19 protein-coding genes are annotated in these 20,978 nt (G+C 72.6%); 11 read left to right on the top strand and 8 right to left on the bottom strand.

Annotated features, from left to right (window positions below; translation table 11 throughout):
* Window positions 1-78: 78 nt before the first annotated feature.
* Genes CNX65_RS27575 through CNX65_RS27560 form a run of 4 tightly spaced genes read left to right on the top strand, consistent with a single transcriptional unit; the run spans window position 79 to window position 3,662 of the window.
* Entirely contained in the window at window positions 79-1,041 is a 963-nt protein-coding gene (locus tag CNX65_RS27575) for a branched-chain amino acid ABC transporter permease (protein WP_096496351.1), read from the top strand.
* Window positions 1,038-2,195 (top strand): branched-chain amino acid ABC transporter permease, encoded by a 1,158-nt coding sequence (locus tag CNX65_RS27570; RefSeq protein WP_096496350.1) that lies wholly within the window; start codon window positions 1,038-1,040, stop codon window positions 2,193-2,195. The genes CNX65_RS27575 and CNX65_RS27570 overlap by 4 nt, the downstream gene beginning before the upstream one ends.
* Window positions 2,196-2,227: 32 nt before the next feature.
* The gene (locus CNX65_RS27565; protein WP_096498030.1) at window positions 2,228-2,968 is read left to right on the top strand and encodes an ABC transporter ATP-binding protein; all 741 of its coding nucleotides are present in this window, start codon (window positions 2,228-2,230) and stop codon (window positions 2,966-2,968) included.
* Window positions 2,958-3,662: an ABC transporter ATP-binding protein gene (locus tag CNX65_RS27560; protein WP_015804238.1), complete on the top strand. Its 705-nt coding sequence runs from the start codon at window positions 2,958-2,960 to the stop codon at window positions 3,660-3,662. The genes CNX65_RS27565 and CNX65_RS27560 overlap by 11 nt, the downstream gene beginning before the upstream one ends.
* A gap of 68 nt (window positions 3,663-3,730) precedes the next feature.
* On the opposite strand, the gene CNX65_RS27555 is transcribed toward CNX65_RS27560, so the two are convergent.
* Complete coding sequence (locus CNX65_RS27555) at window positions 3,731-4,252, bottom strand: DUF4352 domain-containing protein (RefSeq protein ID WP_096496349.1); 522 nt, start codon at window positions 4,250-4,252, stop codon at window positions 3,731-3,733.
* 4 nt (window positions 4,253-4,256) lie between these two features.
* Window positions 4,257-4,667, bottom strand: coding sequence for a PaaI family thioesterase (locus CNX65_RS27550; RefSeq protein ID WP_096496348.1), 411 nt, complete (start codon window positions 4,665-4,667; stop codon window positions 4,257-4,259).
* A gap of 54 nt (window positions 4,668-4,721) precedes the next feature.
* Here CNX65_RS27550 and polA point away from each other — a divergent pair, with 54 nt between their 5' ends.
* From polA to CNX65_RS27530, 4 genes are all read left to right on the top strand, one after another.
* Window positions 4,722-7,388: a DNA polymerase I gene (polA, locus tag CNX65_RS27545; RefSeq protein WP_096496347.1), complete on the top strand. Its 2,667-nt coding sequence runs from the start codon at window positions 4,722-4,724 to the stop codon at window positions 7,386-7,388.
* An 867-nt stretch (window positions 7,389-8,255) separates the two neighbouring features.
* The gene (locus CNX65_RS27540) at window positions 8,256-9,491 is read left to right on the top strand and encodes a Gfo/Idh/MocA family protein (RefSeq protein WP_096498029.1); all 1,236 of its coding nucleotides are present in this window, start codon (window positions 8,256-8,258) and stop codon (window positions 9,489-9,491) included.
* Window positions 9,492-9,687: 196 nt separating this feature from the next.
* Window positions 9,688-10,374, top strand: coding sequence for a P-loop NTPase family protein (locus CNX65_RS27535; protein WP_232520033.1), 687 nt, complete (start codon window positions 9,688-9,690; stop codon window positions 10,372-10,374).
* Window positions 10,374-10,991: a Rossmann-fold NAD(P)-binding domain-containing protein gene (locus tag CNX65_RS27530; RefSeq protein ID WP_218181087.1), complete on the top strand. Its 618-nt coding sequence runs from the start codon at window positions 10,374-10,376 to the stop codon at window positions 10,989-10,991. Before CNX65_RS27535 ends, CNX65_RS27530 begins: the two co-directional genes overlap by 1 nt.
* Before the next feature lie 45 nt (window positions 10,992-11,036).
* Here the strand turns inward: CNX65_RS27530 and CNX65_RS27525 are convergent, their stop codons facing one another.
* The 5 genes from CNX65_RS27525 to CNX65_RS27505 form a co-directional block, all read right to left on the bottom strand.
* Window positions 11,037-11,648, bottom strand: coding sequence for a TetR/AcrR family transcriptional regulator (locus tag CNX65_RS27525; RefSeq protein ID WP_015804230.1), 612 nt, complete (start codon window positions 11,646-11,648; stop codon window positions 11,037-11,039).
* A complete protein-coding gene (locus tag CNX65_RS27520; RefSeq protein WP_096496345.1) occupies window positions 11,645-13,540 on the bottom strand; it encodes a YhgE/Pip family protein in 1,896 nt (631 codons plus the stop codon). Before CNX65_RS27520 ends, CNX65_RS27525 begins: the two co-directional genes overlap by 4 nt.
* Window positions 13,537-14,172 carry a P-loop NTPase family protein gene (locus CNX65_RS27515; protein WP_096496344.1) on the bottom strand — a complete coding sequence of 212 codons (636 nt, stop codon included), beginning with the start codon at window positions 14,170-14,172 and terminating at the stop codon, window positions 13,537-13,539. The genes CNX65_RS27520 and CNX65_RS27515 overlap by 4 nt, the downstream gene beginning before the upstream one ends.
* 694 nt (window positions 14,173-14,866) lie before the next feature.
* Window positions 14,867-15,793, bottom strand: a complete 927-nt coding sequence (locus tag CNX65_RS27510) for a GNAT family N-acetyltransferase (RefSeq protein ID WP_096496343.1) — start codon at window positions 15,791-15,793, stop codon at window positions 14,867-14,869.
* 10 nt (window positions 15,794-15,803) lie between these two features.
* The gene (locus tag CNX65_RS27505; RefSeq protein WP_096496342.1) at window positions 15,804-16,634 is read right to left on the bottom strand and encodes a class I SAM-dependent methyltransferase; all 831 of its coding nucleotides are present in this window, start codon (window positions 16,632-16,634) and stop codon (window positions 15,804-15,806) included.
* Window positions 16,635-16,824: 190 nt separating this feature from the next.
* On the opposite strand from CNX65_RS27505, the gene rpsA reads away from it, so the two are divergent.
* The 3 genes from rpsA to coaE all read left to right on the top strand — a co-directional run bounded on the left by rpsA (window position 16,825) and on the right by coaE (window position 20,444).
* Window positions 16,825-18,312, top strand: a complete 1,488-nt coding sequence (rpsA, locus tag CNX65_RS27500) for a 30S ribosomal protein S1 (RefSeq protein ID WP_096496341.1) — start codon at window positions 16,825-16,827, stop codon at window positions 18,310-18,312.
* Between the two features lie 286 nt (window positions 18,313-18,598).
* Window positions 18,599-19,219 carry a hypothetical protein gene (locus CNX65_RS27495; protein WP_096496340.1) on the top strand — a complete coding sequence of 207 codons (621 nt, stop codon included), beginning with the start codon at window positions 18,599-18,601 and terminating at the stop codon, window positions 19,217-19,219.
* 40 nt (window positions 19,220-19,259) lie between these two features.
* A complete protein-coding gene (gene coaE, locus CNX65_RS27490; RefSeq protein ID WP_096496339.1) occupies window positions 19,260-20,444 on the top strand; it encodes a dephospho-CoA kinase in 1,185 nt (394 codons plus the stop codon).
* Here the strand turns inward: coaE and CNX65_RS27485 are convergent.
* Window positions 20,414-20,935 (bottom strand): DUF402 domain-containing protein, encoded by a 522-nt coding sequence (locus CNX65_RS27485; RefSeq protein ID WP_096496338.1) that lies wholly within the window; start codon window positions 20,933-20,935, stop codon window positions 20,414-20,416. The two genes, coaE and CNX65_RS27485, sit on opposite strands and share 31 nt — an antisense overlap.
* Window positions 20,936-20,978: the final 43 nt, after the last annotated feature.

Here is a 20,978-nt window from a genome sequence, read left to right as displayed (position 1 = left end):
TCGCACCGCGACGGCGCCGCTCCCCTCGTGCACTGCGACGTTTTCTCTCCCCGCCCCGTCTCGTGAGGCAGACCAGTCATGCTTGAAGATTTGACCAACCAGTTCCTACCCAGCACGGTGGGTGGACTGGTGATCGGCTCCATCTACGCGCTCGTCGCCCTGGGCTACACGATGGTCTACGGCGTCCTCCGCCTGATCAACTTCGCGCACTCCGAGATCTTCATGATCGGCACCATGGCGTCGCTCGTGACGATCACGGCGATCGCGCCCGCCACCCCGCTGACGGGCGTCGCCCTCATCGGCGTGATGGTGCTGCTCATCCTGGTGTCCGGCGCCGTCTCCGGCGGCGCCGCGGTGCTCCTGGAGTTCGTGGCCTACCGGCCGCTGCGCCGCAAGGGCGCGACCCGCCTGACCGCGCTCATCTCCGCGATCGGCGCCTCGCTGTTCCTGCAGGAGCTGTTCGCGCTCGTCATCATCCCGTGGCTGACCGGCAAGCCGGGGCGCAACCAGCAGTCCGCGGCCCGCATCGTCGACCGCGAGACCCTCTTCACCATCGGCAACGCCGACGTGCGCACCGACCACGTCATCGTGATCGTCGCCGCCATCGTCATGATGGTCGCGCTCGACCGCCTGGTGAACCAGACCAAGATCGGCCGCGGCATCCGGGCCACCGCCCAGGACCCCGAGGCCGCCGTGCTGATGGGCGTCAACATCGACACCATCGTGCGCATCACGTTCCTGCTCGGCGGCACCATGGCCGGTGTCGCGGGCGCGCTGTACCTGATGGAGTACGAGAACACCGTCTACAACGTCGGCTTCGTGCTGGGCATCAAGGCGTTCACCGCCGCGGTCCTCGGCGGCATCGGCAACCTGCGCGGTGCGCTGCTCGGCGGCATCACGCTCGGCCTCATCGAGAACTGGGGCGCCATCTTCCTCGGCTCCGAGTGGAAGGACGTCATCGCGTTCACCGTCCTGGTGATCGTCCTGATGTTCCGCCCGACGGGCATCCTCGGCGAATCCCTCCAGAAGGCCCGCGCATGAAAGGCAACGCTGTGTCTGGCAACTCGAACCCGTTGAGGCGCGTCGGCGCGCTGTTCGACGGCCTGAGGGACTGGTGGGAGCACGCCAAGACCTGGCAGCGCTACCTGGTCTACCTCGGCGCGATCGTCTTCGCCCTGATCCTGCCCGCCCCGTGGATCGGCTCGTTCATGTCGCCCGGCGCGGACTGGACGACCGTGCTGATCTACCCGGTCGGCGTCTACATCCTGCTGGCCGTCGGCCTGAACATCGTGGTGGGCCAGGCGGGCCTGCTCGACCTCGGCTTCGTCGCGTTCTTCGCGATGGGCGGCTACTCGGTGGCCTACTTCGGCACCCAGTACGGCTGGAACTACTGGGCCACCATCGTGATCGGCATCGGCCTGGCCGCCGTCTCCGGCGTCGTCCTCGGCGCCCCGACGCTGCGCCTGCGCGGCGACTACCTGGCCATCGTCACGCTCGGCTTCGGCGAGATCGTCCGGATCACCGCGAACAACACCGACGAGATCGGCGGCGCGCGCGGCATCACGAACATCCCGCACCCGCCGGACATGCTCGGCCTGGAGTTCCGGCTCGACCCCGCGCCGTACTACTACCTGATGGTCGCGGCGATCGCCGTCGTCATCATCTTCTCGGTGCGGCTGCAGAAGAGCCGCGTCGGCCGCGCGTGGGCCGCGATCCGCGAGGACGAGGACGCCGCCGAGCTGATGGGCGTGCCGACGTTCAAGTTCAAGCTGCTGGCCTTCGCCATCGGCGCGATGATCGGTGGTCTCGCGGGCGGCCTGCACGCGGGCAAGGCGGTGTTCATCGAGCCGAACACCTTCCCGTTCATCCTGTCCGCGACGATCCTGGCCGCGGTCGTGCTGGGCGGCTCGGGCAACCTGCCCGGCGTCATGCTCGGCGCGTTCGTCATCGCCTGGCTGCCCGAGCGGTTCCGCGAGGTCAACTGGCTGGAGGACCTGCTCGGCCGCGACCCGTCCGAGTACCGCATCCTGCTGTTCGGCGGCGTGCTCGTGCTGATGATGGGTCTGCGCCCCGAGGGCCTGCTCCCGTCGCGGCGCAGGAAAGCCGAACTGCACGAGGGGACCGGTGGCATGGGCGCGCTCGGCGCCGAAGTCGCCGGGCCGGACACCGACGCGTCCACGGAGGCGGTCAAGTGAGCACCCCTGTCCTCAAGCTCGACAACGTGGTGATGCGCTTCGGCGGCGTCGTCGCGCTGCGCGGAGCGGACTTCCAGATCAACGAGGGCGAGATCTTCGCGCTCATCGGTCCCAACGGCGCCGGCAAGACCACGGTGTTCAACGTCGTCACCGGCGTCTACCAGCCCACCGAGGGGCAGGTGCTGTTCAACGGCGAGAAGCTCAACGGCACCAAGCGCTTCAAGATCACCAAGCAGGGCGTGGCCCGCACGTTCCAGAACATCCGGCTGTTCCACAACATGTCGGCGCTGGAGAACGTGATGGTGGGCGCGGACGCGCACCACAAGACCGGTGCGATCGGCGCGACCTTCAACCTCCCGTGGCACCGCAAGGAGGAGAAGCGCGGACGCGAGCTGGCGCGGGAGCTGCTCGACTTCGTGGGCATCTCCGCGCGGTCCACGGAGACGGCGAAGAACCTGCCCTACGGCGACCAGCGCAGGCTGGAGATCGCCCGCGCGCTCGCGACCGACCCGAAGCTGCTGCTGCTCGACGAGCCCGCCGCGGGCATGAACCCGGCGGAGAAGAAGTCGCTCCAGGAGCTGATCCGCAAGATCCGCGACGACGGCCGCACCGTCCTGCTGATCGAGCACGACATGAGCCTGGTGATGGAGGTCAGCGACCGCGTCGCGGTGCTGGACTTCGGCCAGCTGATCGCGGAAGGACTCCCGCAAGAGGTGCAGAACAACCCTAAGGTGATCGAGGCGTACCTGGGGGTGTCCGAAGATGCTTCTTGAGGTCCAGGACATCAACGTCCACTACGGCAAGATCGCGGCGCTCAAGGGCATCACCCTCGACGTCAACGAGGGCGAGATCGTCTCGCTGATCGGCGCCAACGGCGCGGGCAAGACGACCACGCTCAAGACGATCTCCGGACTGCGCCCGCTGACCAGCGGCAAGGTGCTGTTCGAGGGTGAGGACATCTCCAAGATGCAGGGCCACCGCAGGGTGCGCCTGGGCATCGGCCAGTCGCCCGAGGGCCGGGGCGTGTTCCCCGGCATGACGGTGCAGGAGAACCTCCTGATGGGCGCCTACACCCGGAAGGGCGAGTTCTCGGCCGACCTGGAGAAGGTGTACGGCCGGTTCCCCCGGCTCGCCGAGCGCAAGACGCAGTTCGCGGGCACCATGTCCGGCGGTGAGCAGCAGATGATCGCCATCGGCCGCGCGCTGATGACGAACCCCAGGGTGCTGCTGCTGGACGAGCCGTCCATGGGTCTGGCGCCGATGCTGATCGCGGAGATCTTCAAGATCATCCAGGAGATCAACGCCGACGGCACGACCGTGCTGCTGGTCGAGCAGAACGCCCAGCAGGCGCTGAAGATCTCGCACCGCGCCTACGTGCTGGAGACCGGTCGCGTCGTGAAGAGCGCGCCGGGCAAGGACCTGCTCGACGACCCGCAGGTCCGCGCCGCCTACCTCGGCGGCCACTGAGACGGGCTGAGAACCGGACGAGGGCCCGACCACCCGCGGTGGTCGGGCCCTCGTCTTGCGCCCTGGGCTCAGCCGAACCGGATCTCGGTGCCCTCCAGGTCCTGCAGGTCGGTCAGCGTCGGCCCGCCGAACGCGCGCAGCGCCACCGGCCTCGCGCCCTCGGGCACGTCGAAGTACGCGTCGTACTCCAGCCGCACGCCCGCGCCGAGGTCGACCCGCTCCGGCTGCCGCTTGATCGTCATCGCCTGGGCGTCCTGCGGGTGCTCGCCGCCCCGCTCGTCCACCAGCACGTGCCTGCGCGCGTCGAACAGGACGCTGCTGCGGCCGGTGTTCACCACGATCATCCGCACCCGCGCGAACCGGCCCTTGGCCCGCCACTCCGCGTGGCTGCCGATGACCACGTCCAACCCGGTGGTCAACCCCAGCAGGGTGAAAGCGGTGTCACCGTCCGAGGTGGTCGGCACGTCCAGCACCACCTCGTCCGGGCGCGGGGCCTCCACCGGGACCCGGTAGGCGGGCGGCGGCGGCGGTTCCGGCGCGCTCGCGCACCCGGCCAGCAGCACGGCTAAGAGCGGCAGGGCGGCCCGCACCGCGTCAGACCTCCTTGAGGAAGCAGGTCAGCCGCGCCGTGCACAGCCGCCTGCCGTCCTCGTCGCTGACCACGATCTCGTAGGTCGCCGTGCTGCGGCCCCGGTGCACCGGCTTGCACACGCCCGTCACCAGGCCCTCGCGCGCGGACCGGTGGTGCGTGCAGGACAGCTCCAGCCCGACCGCCACCCGGTCGGGGGCCGCGTGGGTCGCCGCCGCGATCGAGCCCAGCGTCTCCGCGAGCACCGCGTTCGCGCCGCCGTGCAGCAACCCGTACGGCTGGCGGTTGCCCTTGACCGGCATCGTGCCGACCATCTCGTCACCGTCCCACCGGGTGATCTCGATGCCCATCCGGGTCATCAGCTGCTCGTCGGCGAACGCCTGGTCCAGGCCGGGGAGCTGGTCGGGGGTCGTCATGTCGGGCGGCTCCACTCGGGTCGGCTGTCGGACCCTCACCCTAGACTCGCCCGCGTGAGCACCTCAGAAGCCTCCCGCCTGCTCCTGGTCGACGGTCACTCCATGGCCTACCGGGCGTTCTTCGCGCTGCCAGCGGAGAACTTCCAGACCGCCACCGGCCAGACGACCAACGCGGTCTACGGCTTCACGTCCATGCTCATCAACCTGCTGCGCGACGAGAAGCCCACGCACATCGCCGTCGCGTTCGACGTCTCCCGCCGCACCTTCCGCACCGAGGCGTACCCCGAGTACAAGGCGGGCCGCAGCGAGACCCCGGACGAGTTCCGCAGCCAGGTCAGCCTCATCCAGGACGTGCTGACCGCGCTCGCGATCCCGTTCCTGTCCAAGGAGAACTTCGAGGCCGACGACCTCATCGCCACCCTCGCCACCCAGGCGACGGCGCTCGGCCAGAAGGTCCTCATCTGCACCGGCGACCGCGACGCCCTGCAGCTGGTCAACGACGACATCACCGTGCTGTACCCGGTGAAGGGCGTGTCCGAGCTGGCCAGGTACACGCCGGAGCTGGTGCTGGAGAAGCAGGGCGTGCCGCCGTCGCTGTACGCCGACTACGCGGCGATCCGGGGCGACTCCTCGGACAACCTGCCCAACACGCCCGGCGTCGGGCCGAAGACGATCGTGAAGCTGCTCGGGCAGTTCGGCGACCTGAGCGGGCTGGTCGAGGGGGTCGACCAGGTCAAGGGCAAGGTCGGCGAGTCGCTGCGCGCGAACCTGGCCAACATCCTGCTCAACCGGCAGCTCACCGAGCTGGTGCGCGACGTCGAGCTGCCGCTCGGCCCCGAGGACCTGGCCGCCAAGGCGTGGGACCGGGACGCGGTGCACCGGCTCTTCGACCAGCTTGAGTTCCGGGTGCTGCGGGACCGGCTGTTCGCGACGCTCTCGTCCGCCGAGCCCGAGGCCGAGGAGGGCTTCGAGGTCAGCGGCGGCGAGCTCGCCGAGGGCGGGCTGGCGGCGTGGTTCCAGGCGCACGCGGGAGCCCGCGTCGGCGTCGCCCCGCGCGAGTCCGACGGCGAGGTCGAGGGGCTGGCGTTCGCCGTCGGCGGCGAGGGCGGGTACGTGCGGCTGGCCGCGCTGACCCCAGACGACGAGACCGCGCTGGCCGACTGGCTCGCCTCCGACGCGCCCAAGGCCGTGCACGACGCCAAGCCGCTGCTGCACCGGCTCCGCGCGCGCGGGCTGCGGCTCGGCGGGCTGACCAGCGACACCGCGCTCGCCGCGTACCTGGTGCGCCCCGGACAGCGCTCGTTCTCGCTCGACGACCTGGTGCTGCGGCACCTCCAGCGCGAGCTGCGCGCCGAGGAGCCGGGCGGCGGGCAGCTGTCGCTGCTCGACGAGGAGGAGGACGAGGGCGGCAAGGCGGCCACGGCGGCCATCGTGCGGGCCTCCGCCGTCGCCGAGCTGGCCGACGTGCTCGACACCGAGCTGCACCGCACCGGCCAGGAAGGGCTGCTGGCCGACCTCGAACTGCCGCTGCTGGCGCTGCTCGCCGAGATCGAGGGCATCGGCATCGCCGTCGACGACGAGCACCTGACCGGGCTGGAGGCGCACTTCGCGGCGGGCGTGAAGCAGGCCGCGCAGGACGCGTACGCGGTCATCGGCAAGGAGATCAACCTCGGGTCGCCCAAGCAGCTGCAGGTGGTGCTGTTCGACGAGCTGGGGATGCCGAAGACGAAGAAGACCAAGACCGGGTACACCACCGACGCGGACGCGCTGCAGAGCCTGTTCGAGTCCACCCAGCACCCGTTCCTCCAGCACCTGCTCGCGCACCGGGACGTCACCAGGCTCAAGACGACGGTCGACGGGCTGCTCAAGGCGGTCGCCGACGACGGGCGCATCCACACCACGTTCCACCAGACCATCGCGGCCACCGGGCGGCTGTCGTCCACCGACCCGAACCTGCAGAACATCCCGATCCGCACGGACGAGGGCAGGCGCATCCGCGAGGGGTTCGTGGTCGGGCCGGGGTACGCGGAGCTGATGACCGCGGACTACAGCCAGATCGAGATGCGGATCATGGCGCACCTGTCCGGAGACGAGGGGCTGATCGAGGCCTTCCGCAGCGGCGAGGACCTGCACACGTTCGTGGCGTCCAAGGCGTTCTCGGTGCCGACCGGCGAGGTGACGGCCGAGCAGCGGCGGCGGGTCAAGGCCATGTCGTACGGGCTGGCGTACGGGCTGTCGGAGTACGGGCTGGCGCAGCAGCTGCGCATCCCCGCGGCCGAGGCGCGGGAGCAGATGGAGGCGTACTTCTCGCGGTTCGGCGGGGTGCGGGACTACCTCCAGTCCATCGTGGAGGAAGCCAGGAAGAAGGGGTACACCGAGACCATCCTCGGTCGGCGGCGGTACCTGCCCGACCTGAACAGCGACAACCGGCAGCGGCGGGAGATGGCCGAGCGGATGGCGCTCAACGCGCCGATCCAGGGGTCGGCGGCGGACATCATCAAGGTGGCGATGCTCGGGGTGTTCCAGGCGCTGGAGGCCTCGGAGCTGACGTCGCGGATGCTGCTCCAGGTGCACGACGAACTCGTGCTGGAGATCGCGGACGGCGAGCGCGCTGCGGTGGAGTCGCTGGTGCGCGAGCACATGGGCAACGCGTTCCAGCTCTCGGTGCCGCTGGAGGTCTCGGTGGGCGTCGGGCGCTCGTGGGACGAGGCCGCGCACTGACGGCGCGCGGGTGAGCTCTCCCGGCGGCGGACGCGTGGCGCCGCCGCCGGGTGGTGGGACCGGGTTGGTCGAGGGTGCCGCGCCGTGCGGCTGCACGGCGGGGTCCTGCGCGGTGGAGCGTCACTGCGCGGCTGCACGGTGGGTTTTGCGCCGTGGGTCGTCGTGGTGCGGCTGCACTGTGGGTCGTCACTGTGGGGCCGCGCTGTGGGACCGCGTTGTGGGGTACTGCGGGGCACTGCGCCGTGGGTCCTCGTGGCGGGGTGCTGGGCCGTGGGTCGTCACGGCGCCGGAGACCGTGCCGCAGGGCGGCGCGGCGGTCGAGCGCGCCCGCGTGCCTGGTGGGCGGGAATCGGGGCCGGTACCCCGAACGGCCGCCCGCGCGGTCGCGCAGCGTCGCGGGGGAGCGCTGAGCCGGGTGCCGCACGTCGCCCCCGGCGGCTCCGCCCTGCCCTCGTGTCGCCCGACCGGCGGCCGGTCACGCGGGTGATCTGGCCGGGGCGCCGAGCTGTCCGGCGGGGTTGATCAACGCGGGTGGCGGTTCGACGCTGCGGGAAAGCCGCACGTTGGGCCTGGTCACCTACGCGGGTTCGCCGCTACCGTGCTGGAAAGCGCTTTCCGTAACGAGGTGCCAGCCGGGCAACCTGTCCGGCCCCGGCCCCGGCCCCGGCCTGGCCTGGCCTGGTCTAGGGCTGGACCTGGCCTGGCGCTGGCGCTGAACTTGCCCTGGCCCTGGTCCCGGCTCTGGCTCGGTGCCGGTGCCGGTGCCGGTGCCGTCGCCGTCGCCGTCGGCCCAGGGCCGGGGCCAGGACCAGGCCGGTGCGCGTGTGCGGGGGAGCGGTGGTGCTGGTGTGGCGGGAGGGGTGGCTGATGCGGCGGTATGCGGTGGTCGGGACCGGGGCGCGGGCTCGGGTGCACGTCGCGGCCGTCGAGCGGTACGGGGTGCTCGTCGGGCTCGCGGATCCGAACCCCGTCCGGATCGCCGCGCACAACCGGCTGCTCGCCGCGCCCGTCCCCGCGTACCGGGCCGCCGACTTCACCACCATGCTCGCCGAGCAGTCGGTGGACGTCGCCGTGGTCACCACCGTCGACCGGCACCACGCGCACTACGTCGTCGCCGCCCTCGAAGCCGGGTGCGACGTGATCACCGAGAAGCCCATGACCACCGATCCCGAGGGCGCCGCCGCGGTCGCGGACGCCGTGGCGCGGACCGGGCGGCGGGTCGACGTCGCGTTCAACTACCGCTACCACCCGGTGCACGAGCGGGTCGCCGGGCTGCTCGCGGGCGGGGTGGTCGGGCGGGTCGGGTCGGTGCACTTCGAGTGGTTCCTCGACGTGCGGCACGGCGCCGACTACTTCCGCCGCTGGCACCGCGACAAGGCGTCCTCCGGCGGGCTGCTCGTGCACAAGTCCACCCACCACTTCGACCTGGTCAACTGGTGGCTCGGCGCCGCGCCGGTCAGCGCGTACGCCCAGGGCTCGCTGTTCTTCTACGGCGAGGAGAGCGGCAAGCGGCACGGGCGGCACCGGGACTACGCGCGCGTGCACGGCTCGCCCGAGGCGGACGGCGACCCGTTCGCGCTGCGCCTCGCCGAGGACGGGTGGCTGCGCGAGCTGTACCTGGACGCCGAGCCCGAGGACGGCTACCAGCGCGACCAGAACCCGTTCGCGCCCGGCGTCACCATCGAGGACGACCTGGCCGTCCTGGTCCGGTACGACACCGGGGCGAGCATGACCTACCACCTGACGGCGTACTCGCCGAAGGAGGGCTACCGCGTGGTGTTCAACGGCGACGCGGGCAGGCTGGAGCTGGAGGTGGTCGAGACCTCCTGGGTGAGCGGCCAGCACGCGGCGGGCGAGCCGGGCTGGGTGCGCTTGATCGCGCAGCCGCTGTTCGGCCGGGCAAGCGAGCTGCCGACCGAGCACGGCGGCGGCCACCACCTGGCCGACCAGCGGATGACCGCCCAGCTCTACGGCCCCCCGGTCCCGGACCCGCTCGGCCGCCGCGCCGACCACGCCGACGGCATCCGCTCGCTCCTCACCGGCTTCGCCGCGAACCGCAGCCTGGCCACCGGCCAACCGGTCGCGGTCGCCGACCTGCTCTGATCGCGGAGCGCACCGCGCCGAGGCCCCGCCACCACCAGCCGCTTGCCGCGAGCAGGGAACCCGCTGCCGCCCGCGCCCCGCCCTCCGGCAACCCCGATTCCCCGCCCCAGGGAAACCCCCTCCCCAACGGGTGCAACAAAAACCCGCCCCGTTCCGCCTCCCCGCCCCACGCCCCCTCCGGCGGTAGCCTGCGCGGGTGTCGCTGCTGGGACCCTCGGACGAGTTGCCGCTGACCCCGCGCCGCGTGCTGGTCGCAGGCACGTCCGGCTCCGGGAAGACCACCCCGCCCGGCCGGATCGGCGAGTCGCTCGGCCTTCCGCACGTCGAGCTGGACTCCCTCTTCCGCGGCCCCGGCCAGCAGCCCCGCCCCGAGTTCGCCGACGACGTGCGCGCGCTGGCCGCCCGCCCCCGCTGGGTCACCGAGTGGCAGCACCACGACGCCCGCCCGGTCCTCGCCGCGCGCGCCGACCTGCCCGTCCGGCTCGACCACCCGCGCGCCGCGGCCCTGCGCCGCCTCGTCCGGCGCACCGCCCTGCGCCGGGTCGCGGACACGGTCCTGTGGAGCGGCAAGGCGAAACCACCCCTTTACACGGTGTTCACCGATCGGGAACACGTGGTTCGCTGGGCGTGGAACGCGCACGGTGGCACCCGCCACCACGTCGACGTCCTCCGCGCCTGCGGCGGACCGGCGCCGGTGCTGGTGCGGCTGCGCGGTCAGCACGAGGTCGACGAGTGGCGATCGGGGCCACTCCGGCGCGTGGCGGGGTACGGGCCAGACGGGAGAGCCACCCCGGTGGAGCGGTGGCGCGGGGCCGGGGTGCAGCGGTTCGCGATCTCGCACTGCCGCGCGGTGCGGGGGCGCGGGGAGGAGTCGGTTCGGTGATGGAGCGGGCGGTCGGCATCGGGAGCGCGCTGGTGCTGGGGGGTACCGGGATGCTCAAGGGGTGCTCGGCCGAGCTGGTCGAGCAGGGCTGGCAGGTGGTGCTGCCGTCGCGGCGGGCGAGGTTGGCGCCGGGCCAGGCGGTGCGGGAGGCGGTGCGCCGTCGCGGGCACGTGCCGACGCCGCGCGCCTCGGCGGGCGGGACGGGCGGGTCCGTCGTGGAGGTCGCGGCCGACTGGTCGCGCCCGCAGGAGCTCGCCGGCCTGGTCGGCGACGCGCTGCTGCGACCCGCCGGGCTGCTGGTGGCGTGGGTGCACGACAGCTACCGGGTCCCGGTGCTGGAGGCGGTCGCGCCCCTGCTGGAGGCGGGCGCGCCGGTGGTGGAGGTGCACGACATCAGCGCGGTCAGCCCCACCGGGGGCCTGCCGGAGCCGGTGCTGCCGGGGCACCCGACGCAGCAGGTCGTGCTCGGGTTCGTCCGGCGGGACGGTCGGACCCGCTGGCTCAGCCACGAGCAGACCGCGAGCGGCGTGATGGAGGCGGTGCGCCGGGCGCTGGCGGGCGACCCGCCCTCGGTGCGCCAGGTCGGCGAGGTCGACACCTGGGAGGTCCGCTACTAGCGGCGGTGCGCCCCGCGACCGGTGACCCGGTCGCGGGGCCCCGTCTCAGGTCAGCCCGCGCACCAGCGCGAGCACCGAGTCCCTGACCTCGGCCAGCTCCCGCTCCGGCTGGAACACCTGCCAGTCCAGCGCCACCACCAGCAGCGTGCCGAACAGCGCCGCCGACGCCGTGCCCACCTGCACCCCGTCGGGCAGCCGACCCAGGTCGGCCAGCCGCTGCACCTGCGCCCGCACGATCGACACGATGTCGTCCCGCAGCAGGCTGAGCGTCCCGTGCCACTGCCCCGGCGTGCGCCACAGCTCGCTCACCAGCAGCTGCGCGAACGCCGGGTACTCGCCGAAGAACCCCAGCATCCCCTCGACCAGCGCGGCCACGGCCTCCGGCGGCTCGGCGTCCTCCGAGACCCGCAGCCGCTCCGCCAGCAGGTCGACGCCGTGCCGCAGCATGGCGTCCACCAGCGCGTCCTTGCTGCCGAAGTTGTAGTACACGGTGCCCTTGGCGACCCCGGCCCCCGCGGCGATCTCGTCCACCGTGACGCCCGCCGCGCCGCGCTCCCCGACCAGCCGCAGCGCCGCGTCGAACAGCTTCTGCTTGGTCGCCGCCGTGCGGCGGGGTCGGGTGGCCTGCGGCCTGCCCGGCGAGGCGGCGGCGGTCACAGCACGAGTTCCGGCTTGAGGCGAGAGGGCGTCCACACCCGCTGCTTGTACGCGGCCAGCGTCGACAGGGCAAGCGCCCCGACCAGGTAGCAGCCCAGCACGGTCGCGTCCGACCACACCGGTCCCAGCTCGCCGCCGTACATCAGGTGCCGCAGCCCGTCGACGGCGTAGCTCATCGGCAGCCCGTGGTGCAGCGGGTACAGCGGCTCGGGGATGGTCTGCCACGGGAACGTGCCGCCCGCGCTGACCAGCTGCAGGATCAGCATGACCAGCCCCAGGAACTTGCCGACCGCGCCGAGCAGCGCGTTGAGCGCGTGCAGCACGGCCACGAACGTCGCCGACGCCAGGAACAGGAACAGCAGCGCCCCCACCGGGTGGCTGGGCCGGATGTCGACGACCAGCGTCACCACCGAGTACATGACCACGACCTGCGCCACGCCCAGCAGCGCCCCCGGCAGCCACCCGCCGAGCGCCACCCGCACCGCCGCCTGCCCGGACGCCAGCCCGCGCCGCGACAGCGGGCGCAGCAGCAGGAACAGCACGAACGCGCCGATCCAGGTGGCCAGGCTCAGGAAGAACGGGGCGAGGCCCGCGCCGTAGCTGCCCGCCGTGGTCTGGCTGACCCCGCGCACGGTCACCGGGTCGCCGATGGTGCCCGCCGTGGACTCGCGCGTCGGGTCGTCGGGGTGCGGGATCTGCTCGGCGCCCTCGGTCAGCCCGGACCTGAGCTGCTCGGTCCCGTCCACGAGCTTCTGCTCGCCCTCGCGCAGCGACCCGGCGCCGTCCCGGACCTGGCCCGCGCCGCCGGAGAGCTGCTTCGCGCCGTCGTCCAGCTTGCCGATCGCGCCGGTCAGCGCGGGCGTGCTGGAGGCGAGCTTCGCGGCCCCGTCGGAGACCTTCTTCGCGCCGTTCGCCAGGGTCCGCAGCTGACCGGCGGTGTCCTGGACCTTGGTGTTCGCGTCGTTCACGGGCGTGCGCACGGTCCCGAGCACGGTCTCCACCTGCTGCACCTGCTCGTCGGTGAACCCGCGCTCGCGCAGCCGCGCCACCAGGTCGGCGTCGGCCTTGCCGAGGTCCGCGACGAGGGTCCGGGCCTCGGCGGCGTACTGCTCGGCGGTCCTCGCGGCCTGCTCCGTGCCGTCCGAGACCTGCTTGGCCCCGTCCGCGAGCTGCTGCGCCGAGCGCGGCAGGTCGGAGGTGCTGCTGCGCAGCTGCCCGGTGCCGCTCGCCAGCTCGGCCGCGCCGCTGGCCAGGGTCCCGGTGCCGTCGGCGAGCTTCTGCGCGCCGTCCAGCGCGGTCCGCTGCCCGTCGGCCAGCTCGGTCGCGCCCCTCGCGGCCTGCTCGGTCTTCTCCCTCACGGTCGAGAAGCCCAGCAGGAACCGGTCGGCGGCCTGCGTGCCGACCTTCGCCGACACCGAGCGGCGCACCTCGGACACCACCTGGTTCGCGATCGTGCTGCCCAGGTAGTTGTTGGCGTCGTTGGTGGTGAGCACGAGCACGCCCTGGCGCGGGGTGAACCGGCCGGACGAGGTCAGCGCCTGCGAGAAGTCCTCGGGCAGGGTCAGCGCGAACGCGTACTCGCCGTCGCGCACGCCCCGCTCGGCGTCGTCCTCGCCCACCTCGCGCCAGTCGAACCTGTGGCCGCGCAGCAGCTCGTCGGCGACCTCGCGCCCGGCGTTCTCGGTGGCGCCGGAGCCGTCGTCGGAGCCCCGGTCGGCGACGACCAGCGCGGCGGGCAGGTTGTCCAGGTGCGAGTACGGGTCCTTGTTGGCGTACAGGTACATCGACGCGTACAGCAGCGGCACCAGGGCGAGCGCCACCACGGCCAGCCTGGGCAGCCTGCCCGAGGTGACGCGGCGCAGCTCGTTCAGCGCCATGCGCAGGGAGGTCACAGCTCGTTCTCCGACTGGGTCTGGGGGGAGTTGTCGGCGCCCAGGCGCGCGGCGGGCACGCCCAGCAGCGCGGCGGAGGCGGTCGTGCACAGCACCACGACGGACCGCTCCGGGGTCGCGCGCTCGCGCGCCAGCGCCCACCAGGCGGCCGGGTCGGGGTGGTGCCGGTCGGGGGAGTCCAGGACGAGGGTGTCCACGCCGGGGCGCTCGGCGGCCAGCTCCAGCAGCAGGGCGCAGCGCACGGCGGCGGGGACGTTCTCGAAGCGGGCGGCGGCCCAGTGGTCGGCGTGCTGGGCGGCGAGCCAGTCGTGCACGGCCTTGCGCCCGCTGGGCCTGCGGTTGACCGCGAGCTCCTCGCCGACCACGGCGGCCAGCGACAGCGCGGGCTCGGGCGCGGTCACGTCGGGCGAGTCGACCAGGGCGACCCTGGCGCGCAGCTCGCGGGCGGGCACGTCGACCTCGCCGGTGCTCGGCTTCATCCGACCGGAGACGACCAGCGCGAACGCGGTGTGCCCGTCACCGGGGTCGCCCGCCACCAGCAGCGGCTCGCCGGGGGTGATGGCGAGGCTGGTGGGGCGCAGCAGTGGGCCGTGGGCGCCGGTGACGCCGACGCGCCGGGCGTTGATCCGCACCGGGACCTCCTATTTAAACTGACCGGTCAGTTCAAATAGTGCGACTGGGGAGGGGCCTCTGGCAAATCGGACGGGTGTGATCTGCCACCGAGGGCTACGGCGGGTGCGCAGGGTTCCTGAGGGTGACCGAGCGCGAGCGCGGAAACGCCCGGACGTGCGGAAACCCCGGAAAACCGGCGAAAGCGACAGCGCTCGACGGGGCAGGCGCGGCTGGCCGGCCGGACGTGGCCGGCGTGCCCGGTGCGACGACGCGGGGAACGCGAGTGGCGTCAGGCGCGGCGGGATGGGCGAGGGACGAGGCGCAGGGGTGTTGAACGCGGGGTGTTGAACGCGGGATGCTGAACGCGGGGTGTTGAACGCGGGGTGCGAGGCGCGGAACCGGGTTGGCGATCGGCGCGGGTTGCGGAACCGGGTTGGCGATCGGCGCGGGTTGCGGAGCCAGGAGTAGATGGCGGCGCGAGCCACGAAGCCTTGCGTGGGGCGTGGGGCGTGGGGCGTGGGGCGTGGGCGCGAACCTGGCGCGTGCGTCGGCGCGAGGCGCGGAACCGGGGGAGCGGCCCCGTGTCGGCGGGTGAACGGACCGCTCACCCGGAGAACGAGGGCGTGCGGCAGCGTCCCGGTAGCCCGCTCCAGGTTAAGCCGCCCCAGCCCCCCGCAGCCCCCTCCCGAACGGGTGGTGGTCCACCGCGCTGGTTCAGCGCAGCGCCCCCGCGGGGCGGACCTCCCACATCGTCCACAGCGGCCGGTAGCCCTGGCGGGGCCAGAACACCGACGACAGGGGGTTCGGCGGGTTGTAGTAGAGGTACGTGCCCACCGCGCCCATCCGGTGCAGCTCGCGGTGCACGTGCGCCATCAGCTGCTGCCCGACGCCCGACCCCCGCGCCCCCGGCAGCACCGACACGCAGTTCACGTACCCCCACCGCCCCGGCGGCAGCCGGGTCGACGCCGAGTTGCCCGGCTCCGAGAGGACCATCGCGCACTCGGCCAGCCCGACCGCGACCCCCTCCCGCTCGGCTAGCCACGTCGGCCCGCCCGCGGCCAGCCGCTCGGCCAGCGCCCGCCGCTTCAGCGCGACCGCCTCCGGCCGGTTCACCGTCGACCCCACCATCGACGAGTACCGCAGCTCGGCCATTGCCAGCTCCAGCACCGCCTCCAGGTCCGACGGCTTGGCCCGCCGGATCACCAGCGACCCGCTCCGGGAGGCGGGCGCGGGCCCCCGCCGCACCGCCACCACCGACAGCGGCACCATCCCGTGGTCCATCAGCACCGAGCCCGACTCGACGTCCCGGCTCGGCCAGGTCAGCACGCACGCCGAGTCCCGCTCGGCCGGTCCGACCAGCTCCATCCGCCTGCGCCACGCCCGCATCAGCGCGTCCATGCCCGCAGGCCCCGCGCCGCCCAGCAGCGGCGTCAGCTCCCACACCTCGGTGGCCGACCACAGCCGAGCGGGCGAGTTCCGCTCGTGCACCTGCTGCTGGAGCACCCCCGCGACCCGCGTCCCGTCGGGGAGCGCGGCCGTGACCACGTCCCCGTCCAGCGGCGCGATCATCGGGGGCAGCACCGGGTCGATCCCGGCCAGCCGCGCGCTCTGCGCATCCGCCAGCCCCCGCGCGACCGTCATGCCCCGCAGGTTACGTCCTGCGCGTCCGCAAGATCACGGTGCCCGGGAACAGCCCGCCGCGCAGCGGGCTCCACTGCCCCCACGTCCTGGTGTGCCCCGCGGGCCACTCCGGCTCGACCACGTCGACCAGCTCGAAGCCCGAGGCCACCAGCGCCCGCACGTAGTCGCCCAGCGTCCGGTGGTGCTCCACGTACGTGGCGCGCCCGTCGTCGTCCACCTCGACGTACGGCGTCCGGTCGAAGTACGAGTGCGTCACGGTCAGCCCGGCCGGACCGGGGTCGTCCGGGAAGATCCACCTCATCGGGTGGTTCACCGCGAACACCCACGGCGCCCCCGGCCGCAGCACGCGGGCCACCTCGTCGAAGACCGACGCCACGTCCGCCACGAACGGCACCGCGCCGAACGCCGAGCAGGCCGCGTCGAAGCTCGCGTCCGCGAACGGCAGCTGGTCCGCGCTCGCCTGCACCAGCGGCACGGCGATCCCGGTCCGCCCGGCCGCCGCCACCGCGTGCCGCAGCATCCCCGCCGAGATGTCCAGCCCGACCGGCTCGGCGCCCTGCGCGGCCAGCCAGCGGGAGCACGGGGCCGACCCGCAACCGATCTCCAGCACCCGCTTGCCGGTCACCTGACCGAGGTAACGGGCCTCGGATTCGCGCACTCCCTCGGGACACCAGACGAAGTCCGCGGCCCCCAGGAAATCACCGTGCTGGGCGTGGTAGTCGTCCGCATCGGCGTCCCACCAGAGCCGATTGGCGGAGCGGGACTCCTCCGCGTCGGCGAACCGCTGGGCCACTCCGGTGGTGCCGAGCGCGCGCTCCGCGCTCACGTGCTGGTCGGACACACTGCTCCTTCTCGGGGACCATTTGCCCGGTGGTCTCGGGGCCGCGTACGATACCGGCGCGTAGTGGGTTCGCGCTGCCCGTGATCGGTGAACACTCTGGGAGTCGGTCTCCGCGGTCGGGCGTGCCCGATGCGACAGCGTTCCACCCGCAGGTCAGACAACCCCAATCCGTACCGGAGCCACCTACCTAATGTCCACCGACACCACCACTGTCCCGGCTGCCGTCGCGCCGAAGCAGGTCGCTATCAACGATATCGGGACGGAGGAGGACTTCCTCGCCGCTATCGACAAGACCATCAAGTACTTCAACGATGGCGATATCGTCGAGGGCACGATCGTCAAGGTCGACCGGGACGAGGTCCTGCTCGACATCGGCTACAAGACCGAGGGCGTCATCCCCTCGCGCGAGTTGTCGATCAAGCACGACGTGGACCCCAACGAGGTCGTCAAGGTCGGCGACGAGGTTGAGGCCCTTGTTCTCCAGAAGGAGGACAAGGAGGGGCGTCTGATCCTGTCGAAGAAGCGCGCCCAGTACGAGCGCGCCTGGGGCACCATCGAGGCCCTCAAGGAGAAGGACGAGCCCGTCAAGGGCACCGTCATCGAGGTCGTCAAGGGCGGCCTCATCCTGGACATCGGCCTCCGGGGCTTCCTCCCGGCCTCGCTCGTCGAGATGCGCCGCGTCCGCGACCTGCAGCCGTACGTCGGCCGCGAGCTCGAAGCCAAGATCATCGAGCTGGACAAGAACCGCAACAACGTGGTCCTGTCCCGCCGCGCCTGGCTGGAGCAGACGCAGTCCGAGGTCCGCAGCGAGTTCCTCAACCAGCTGCAGAAGGGCCAGGTCCGCAAGGGCGTCGTGTCCTCCATCGTCAACTTCGGCGCCTTCGTGGACCTGGGTGGCGTGGACGGCCTCGTGCACGTCTCCGAGCTCTCCTGGAAGCACATCGACCACCCCTCCGAGGTCGTCGAGGTCGGCCAGGAGGTCACGGTCGAGGTCCTGGACGTCGACATGGAGCGCGAGCGCGTCTCCCTGTCGCTGAAGGCGACCCAGGAAGACCCGTGGCGCCAGTTCGCCCGCACCCACGCGATCGGCCAGATCGTGCCGGGCAAGGTCACCAAGCTGGTTCCGTTCGGCGCGTTCGTCCGCGTGGACGAGGGCATCGAGGGCCTGGTCCACATCTCCGAGCTGGCCGAGCGCCACGTGGAGATCCCGGAGCAGGTCGTGCAGGTCGGCGACGACGTCATGGTCAAGGTCATCGACATCGACCTGGACCGCCGCCGGATCTCGCTGTCGCTCAAGCAGGCCAACGAGGGCTTCACGGTCGACTCCGAGTTCGACCCGACCCAGTACGGCATGGCCGCCGAGTACGACGACCAGGGGAACTACATCTACCCCGAGGGCTTCGACCCGGAGACCCAGGAGTGGCAGGAAGGCTTCGACAAGCAGCGCGAGGAGTGGGAGCGGCAGTACGCCGAGGCCCACACGCGCTACGAGGCCCACATGAAGCAGGTCGCCAAGGCCGCCGCTGCCGAGGAAGAGGCCGCGGGCGAGACCAACTACTCGTCCGGTGGCGACGCCCCGGCCGCGTCGTCGGGTGGCGCTCCGGCTCAGGCCGGCGGCACGCTGGCCAGCGACGAGCAGCTCGCGGCGCTCCGCGAGAAGCTGTCGGGCGGCATGTGAGACGACGCGTCAGCGCGTCTTCCTAGCTAGGCCGTAGCGGAGGCCCCGCACCACCTCGGTGGTGCGGGGCCTCCGCCGTTCCCGGACGGCTCCGCCAGGACTCGGCGCGGACTCGCGCCGTTCTCGAAAGTGTCACGTTCCGCAGTGGCGCGACCACCGCCCCGCAGCCGTTCCACGCCACCCGGCCTGCGCTTTCCGGGCGTCGGTCGCGGCCCGCTGGTAGAGGTGCTCACAGCCCGTGCCGCTCGGGGCTGCGCCGCAACCGTCTTGCGCTAGGTTCCCTGCTGTGGCGGGTGCGCGCGTGGTGGTCGTGGGGTTGGCGGTAGCTGCTGTCCTGGGGTGCGCGTCGTGCGCCCGCGTCGTGGAGAAGCCCATCGTGGACCCGGCGATCCCGACGATCACCGTCCCGACGACCACGACCCGCGTCCCGGTGATGGTCGACCGCCCGCTGCCCGACGACTGCGAGCTGGTCGTGCCCGCCGACGTCCTCAACGAGCGGATCGGCCGCGACCTCGGCGGCTCGACCGTGCAGATCATCGGCATCCCCGAGCCGGGGGTGGGCCGCACCGCCAAGCTCGACTGCTACTACGGCGTCGGCGAGAACAGGGGCATCGCGACCGCGCCGATCGTCATCGGCCTGTCCACCTACGCCGACGACGCCGCCGCGACCACCCGCGTCACCGAGAGCCTGGACGCCTACCGGGGCGACGGCGCCTCGGTGAGCGAGGTCGAGGTCGGCAAGCAGAAGGCGGCGCTGGTCCTGGCGAAGGACGAGAACCTGGTCGTCGGCTCCCTCGGCAAGTCCACGTTCGTGGCCCGCGCCAAGAAGGACGCCGTCCCCGAGGACCAGGTCAAGGCGGTGCTGACCGCGCTGGCCGCCCGCTCCATGACGCCCGAGGAGGGCTGAGCGGGTGTCCGCCGCGCCCTGATCGGGCAAGATCGGACCCATGTTGCGCGTGGGGCTCTCGGGCGGGATCGGGTCGGGCAAGTCGACGGTCGCGGGACGGCTGGCCGAGCACGGGGCGGTGGTCATCGACGCCGACCAGCTGGCCAGGCGGGTCGTGGAGCCGGGCACGGACGGCCTGCGCGAGATCGCCGAGGCGTTCGGTGCGAGCGTGCTGACCCCGGCCGGGCGCCTGGACCGGGCCGCGCTGGCCGGTCAGGTGTTCGCCGACGACACCGCGCGGGCCCGGCTCAACGCCATCGTGCACCCCAAGGTCGCCGCGCTGACCGCCGAGCTGATCGCGTCCGCGCCCGAGGACTCGATCGTCGTGCACGACGTGCCGCTGCTGGTGGAGAACGGCCTCGCGCCCGCCTACCACCTCGTGGTGATCACGCACGCGGACGTGGAGCAGCGGGTGGCGCGGCTGGTCGGGTCGCGGGACATGCCCGAGTCCGACGCCCGCGCCCGCGTGGCCGCCCAGGCCGGTGACGACGCCCGGCGGGCCGTGGCGGACGTGTGGCTGGACAACACCGGCAGCCCGGACCAGGTGCTCGCCGAGGTGGACGCGCTGTGGGCGGACCGGCTGGTGCCCTACGCGGCGAACCTGCGGCTGCGCAGGCACGCGTCCGGCCCGCCGAAGGTGGTGGACCCCGACCCGACCTGGCCCGCGCAGGCCGCGCGGATCGCCGCCAGGCTGCGCACCGCCGTGGGGGACCGGCCGCTGGAGCACATCGGGTCCACCGCCGTGCCCGGCCTGGTCGCCAAGGACGTCCTGGACTTCCAGCTGGGCGTGTCCAGCATGGCCGAGGCGGACGGGCTCGCGGACGCGCTGCTGAACGCGGGCTTCCCGAACGTCCCCGGCCTGACCGACGCCCCGCGCGGTGCCGAGCGCGACCCGGAGCTGTGGGACAAGCGCGTGCACTCCTCGGCCGACCCCGGACGTCGGGTGAACCTGCACGTCCGGGTGACGGGCGCGCCGAACTGGGTGTGGGCCCTGCGGTTCCGGGACTGGCTGCGCGCGGACGCCGCCGCGCGCGAGGAGTACGCGCGGGTCAAGCTCGGCCTGGTGCCCGAGCACGAAAACCACCACGGCTCCCTGGCCTACGCTCAGGCCAAGGAGCCGTGGATGGAGGAAGCGGTCTCGCGGATCGCCGCGTTCTACCGGGCTGCGGGCGACCAGCGGTCGTAGATGCCCCGGTTCACCAGCCAGTCCGCCAGGTCGTGGCGGTGCTGGCTGACCTGCTCCAGGGTGCGGTGCACGGTGCGCAGCGCGAGGTCGGCGTCCGCCGGGCTGATCACGCCGCCGGAGATCGCCGCGGCGAAGTCCTCCGAGCGGACGATCCGCGCCGTCGTCCCGCCGGGGACCTCGAGGCCCAGCAGCAGGTCGGTGGTGCGCCAGGTGCGGCCGTCGCGGACCACGCGGACGGCGGTGAGCACGCTGGAGGAGTCGGTGTGCGGAGAGCGGGGGCGTCGCCTGGTGAGGCGGAGCCCCAGGTCGGGCATGAGCCAGGTGACCTCGGAGTCGGTGAAGGGGTCCTCCGGAGTGGGGCACTCCAGTCGCAGGCCCCAGTCCTCCACCTGGCACGTCGTCAGCCTGCGGGAGGCACCCGAGGAGTAGTTCCGGACTGCGCTGACGGTGTCGACCACGTCGACGAGCTGAGGAGTGATGACCGTTCCCACCGACCCGAGGGTAGTCGTGGGTATGCACCCGGTAACCGTGCGA

The organism is Actinosynnema pretiosum, assembly GCF_002354875.1.
Lineage (GTDB): Bacteria > Actinomycetota > Actinomycetes > Mycobacteriales > Pseudonocardiaceae > Actinosynnema > Actinosynnema auranticum.
This window is presented reverse-complemented; position numbering and strand designations above follow the sequence as displayed.

Excerpts from the sequence above, each read along its gene's own strand:
- CNX65_RS27570 (WP_096496350.1), top strand. The coding sequence starts at position 1,038 with ATGAAAGGCAACGCTGTGTCTGGCAACTCGAACCCGTTGAGGCGCGTC.
- rpsA (WP_096496341.1), top strand. The coding sequence starts at position 16,825 with ATGTCCACCGACACCACCACTGTCCCGGCTGCCGTCGCGCCGAAGCAG.
- CNX65_RS27565 (WP_096498030.1), top strand. The coding sequence starts at position 2,228 with ATGCGCTTCGGCGGCGTCGTCGCGCTGCGCGGAGCGGACTTCCAGATC.
- CNX65_RS27560 (WP_015804238.1), top strand. The coding sequence starts at position 2,958 with ATGCTTCTTGAGGTCCAGGACATCAACGTCCACTACGGCAAGATCGCG.
- CNX65_RS27550 (WP_096496348.1), bottom strand. The coding sequence starts at position 4,667 with ATGACGACCCCCGACCAGCTCCCCGGCCTGGACCAGGCGTTCGCCGAC.
- coaE (WP_096496339.1), top strand. The coding sequence starts at position 19,260 with ATGTTGCGCGTGGGGCTCTCGGGCGGGATCGGGTCGGGCAAGTCGACG.
- CNX65_RS27530 (WP_218181087.1), top strand. The coding sequence starts at position 10,374 with ATGGAGCGGGCGGTCGGCATCGGGAGCGCGCTGGTGCTGGGGGGTACC.
- CNX65_RS27540 (WP_096498029.1), top strand. The coding sequence starts at position 8,256 with ATGCGGCGGTATGCGGTGGTCGGGACCGGGGCGCGGGCTCGGGTGCAC.
- CNX65_RS27510 (WP_096496343.1), bottom strand. The coding sequence starts at position 15,793 with ATGACGGTCGCGCGGGGGCTGGCGGATGCGCAGAGCGCGCGGCTGGCC.
- CNX65_RS27575 (WP_096496351.1), top strand. The coding sequence starts at position 79 with ATGCTTGAAGATTTGACCAACCAGTTCCTACCCAGCACGGTGGGTGGA.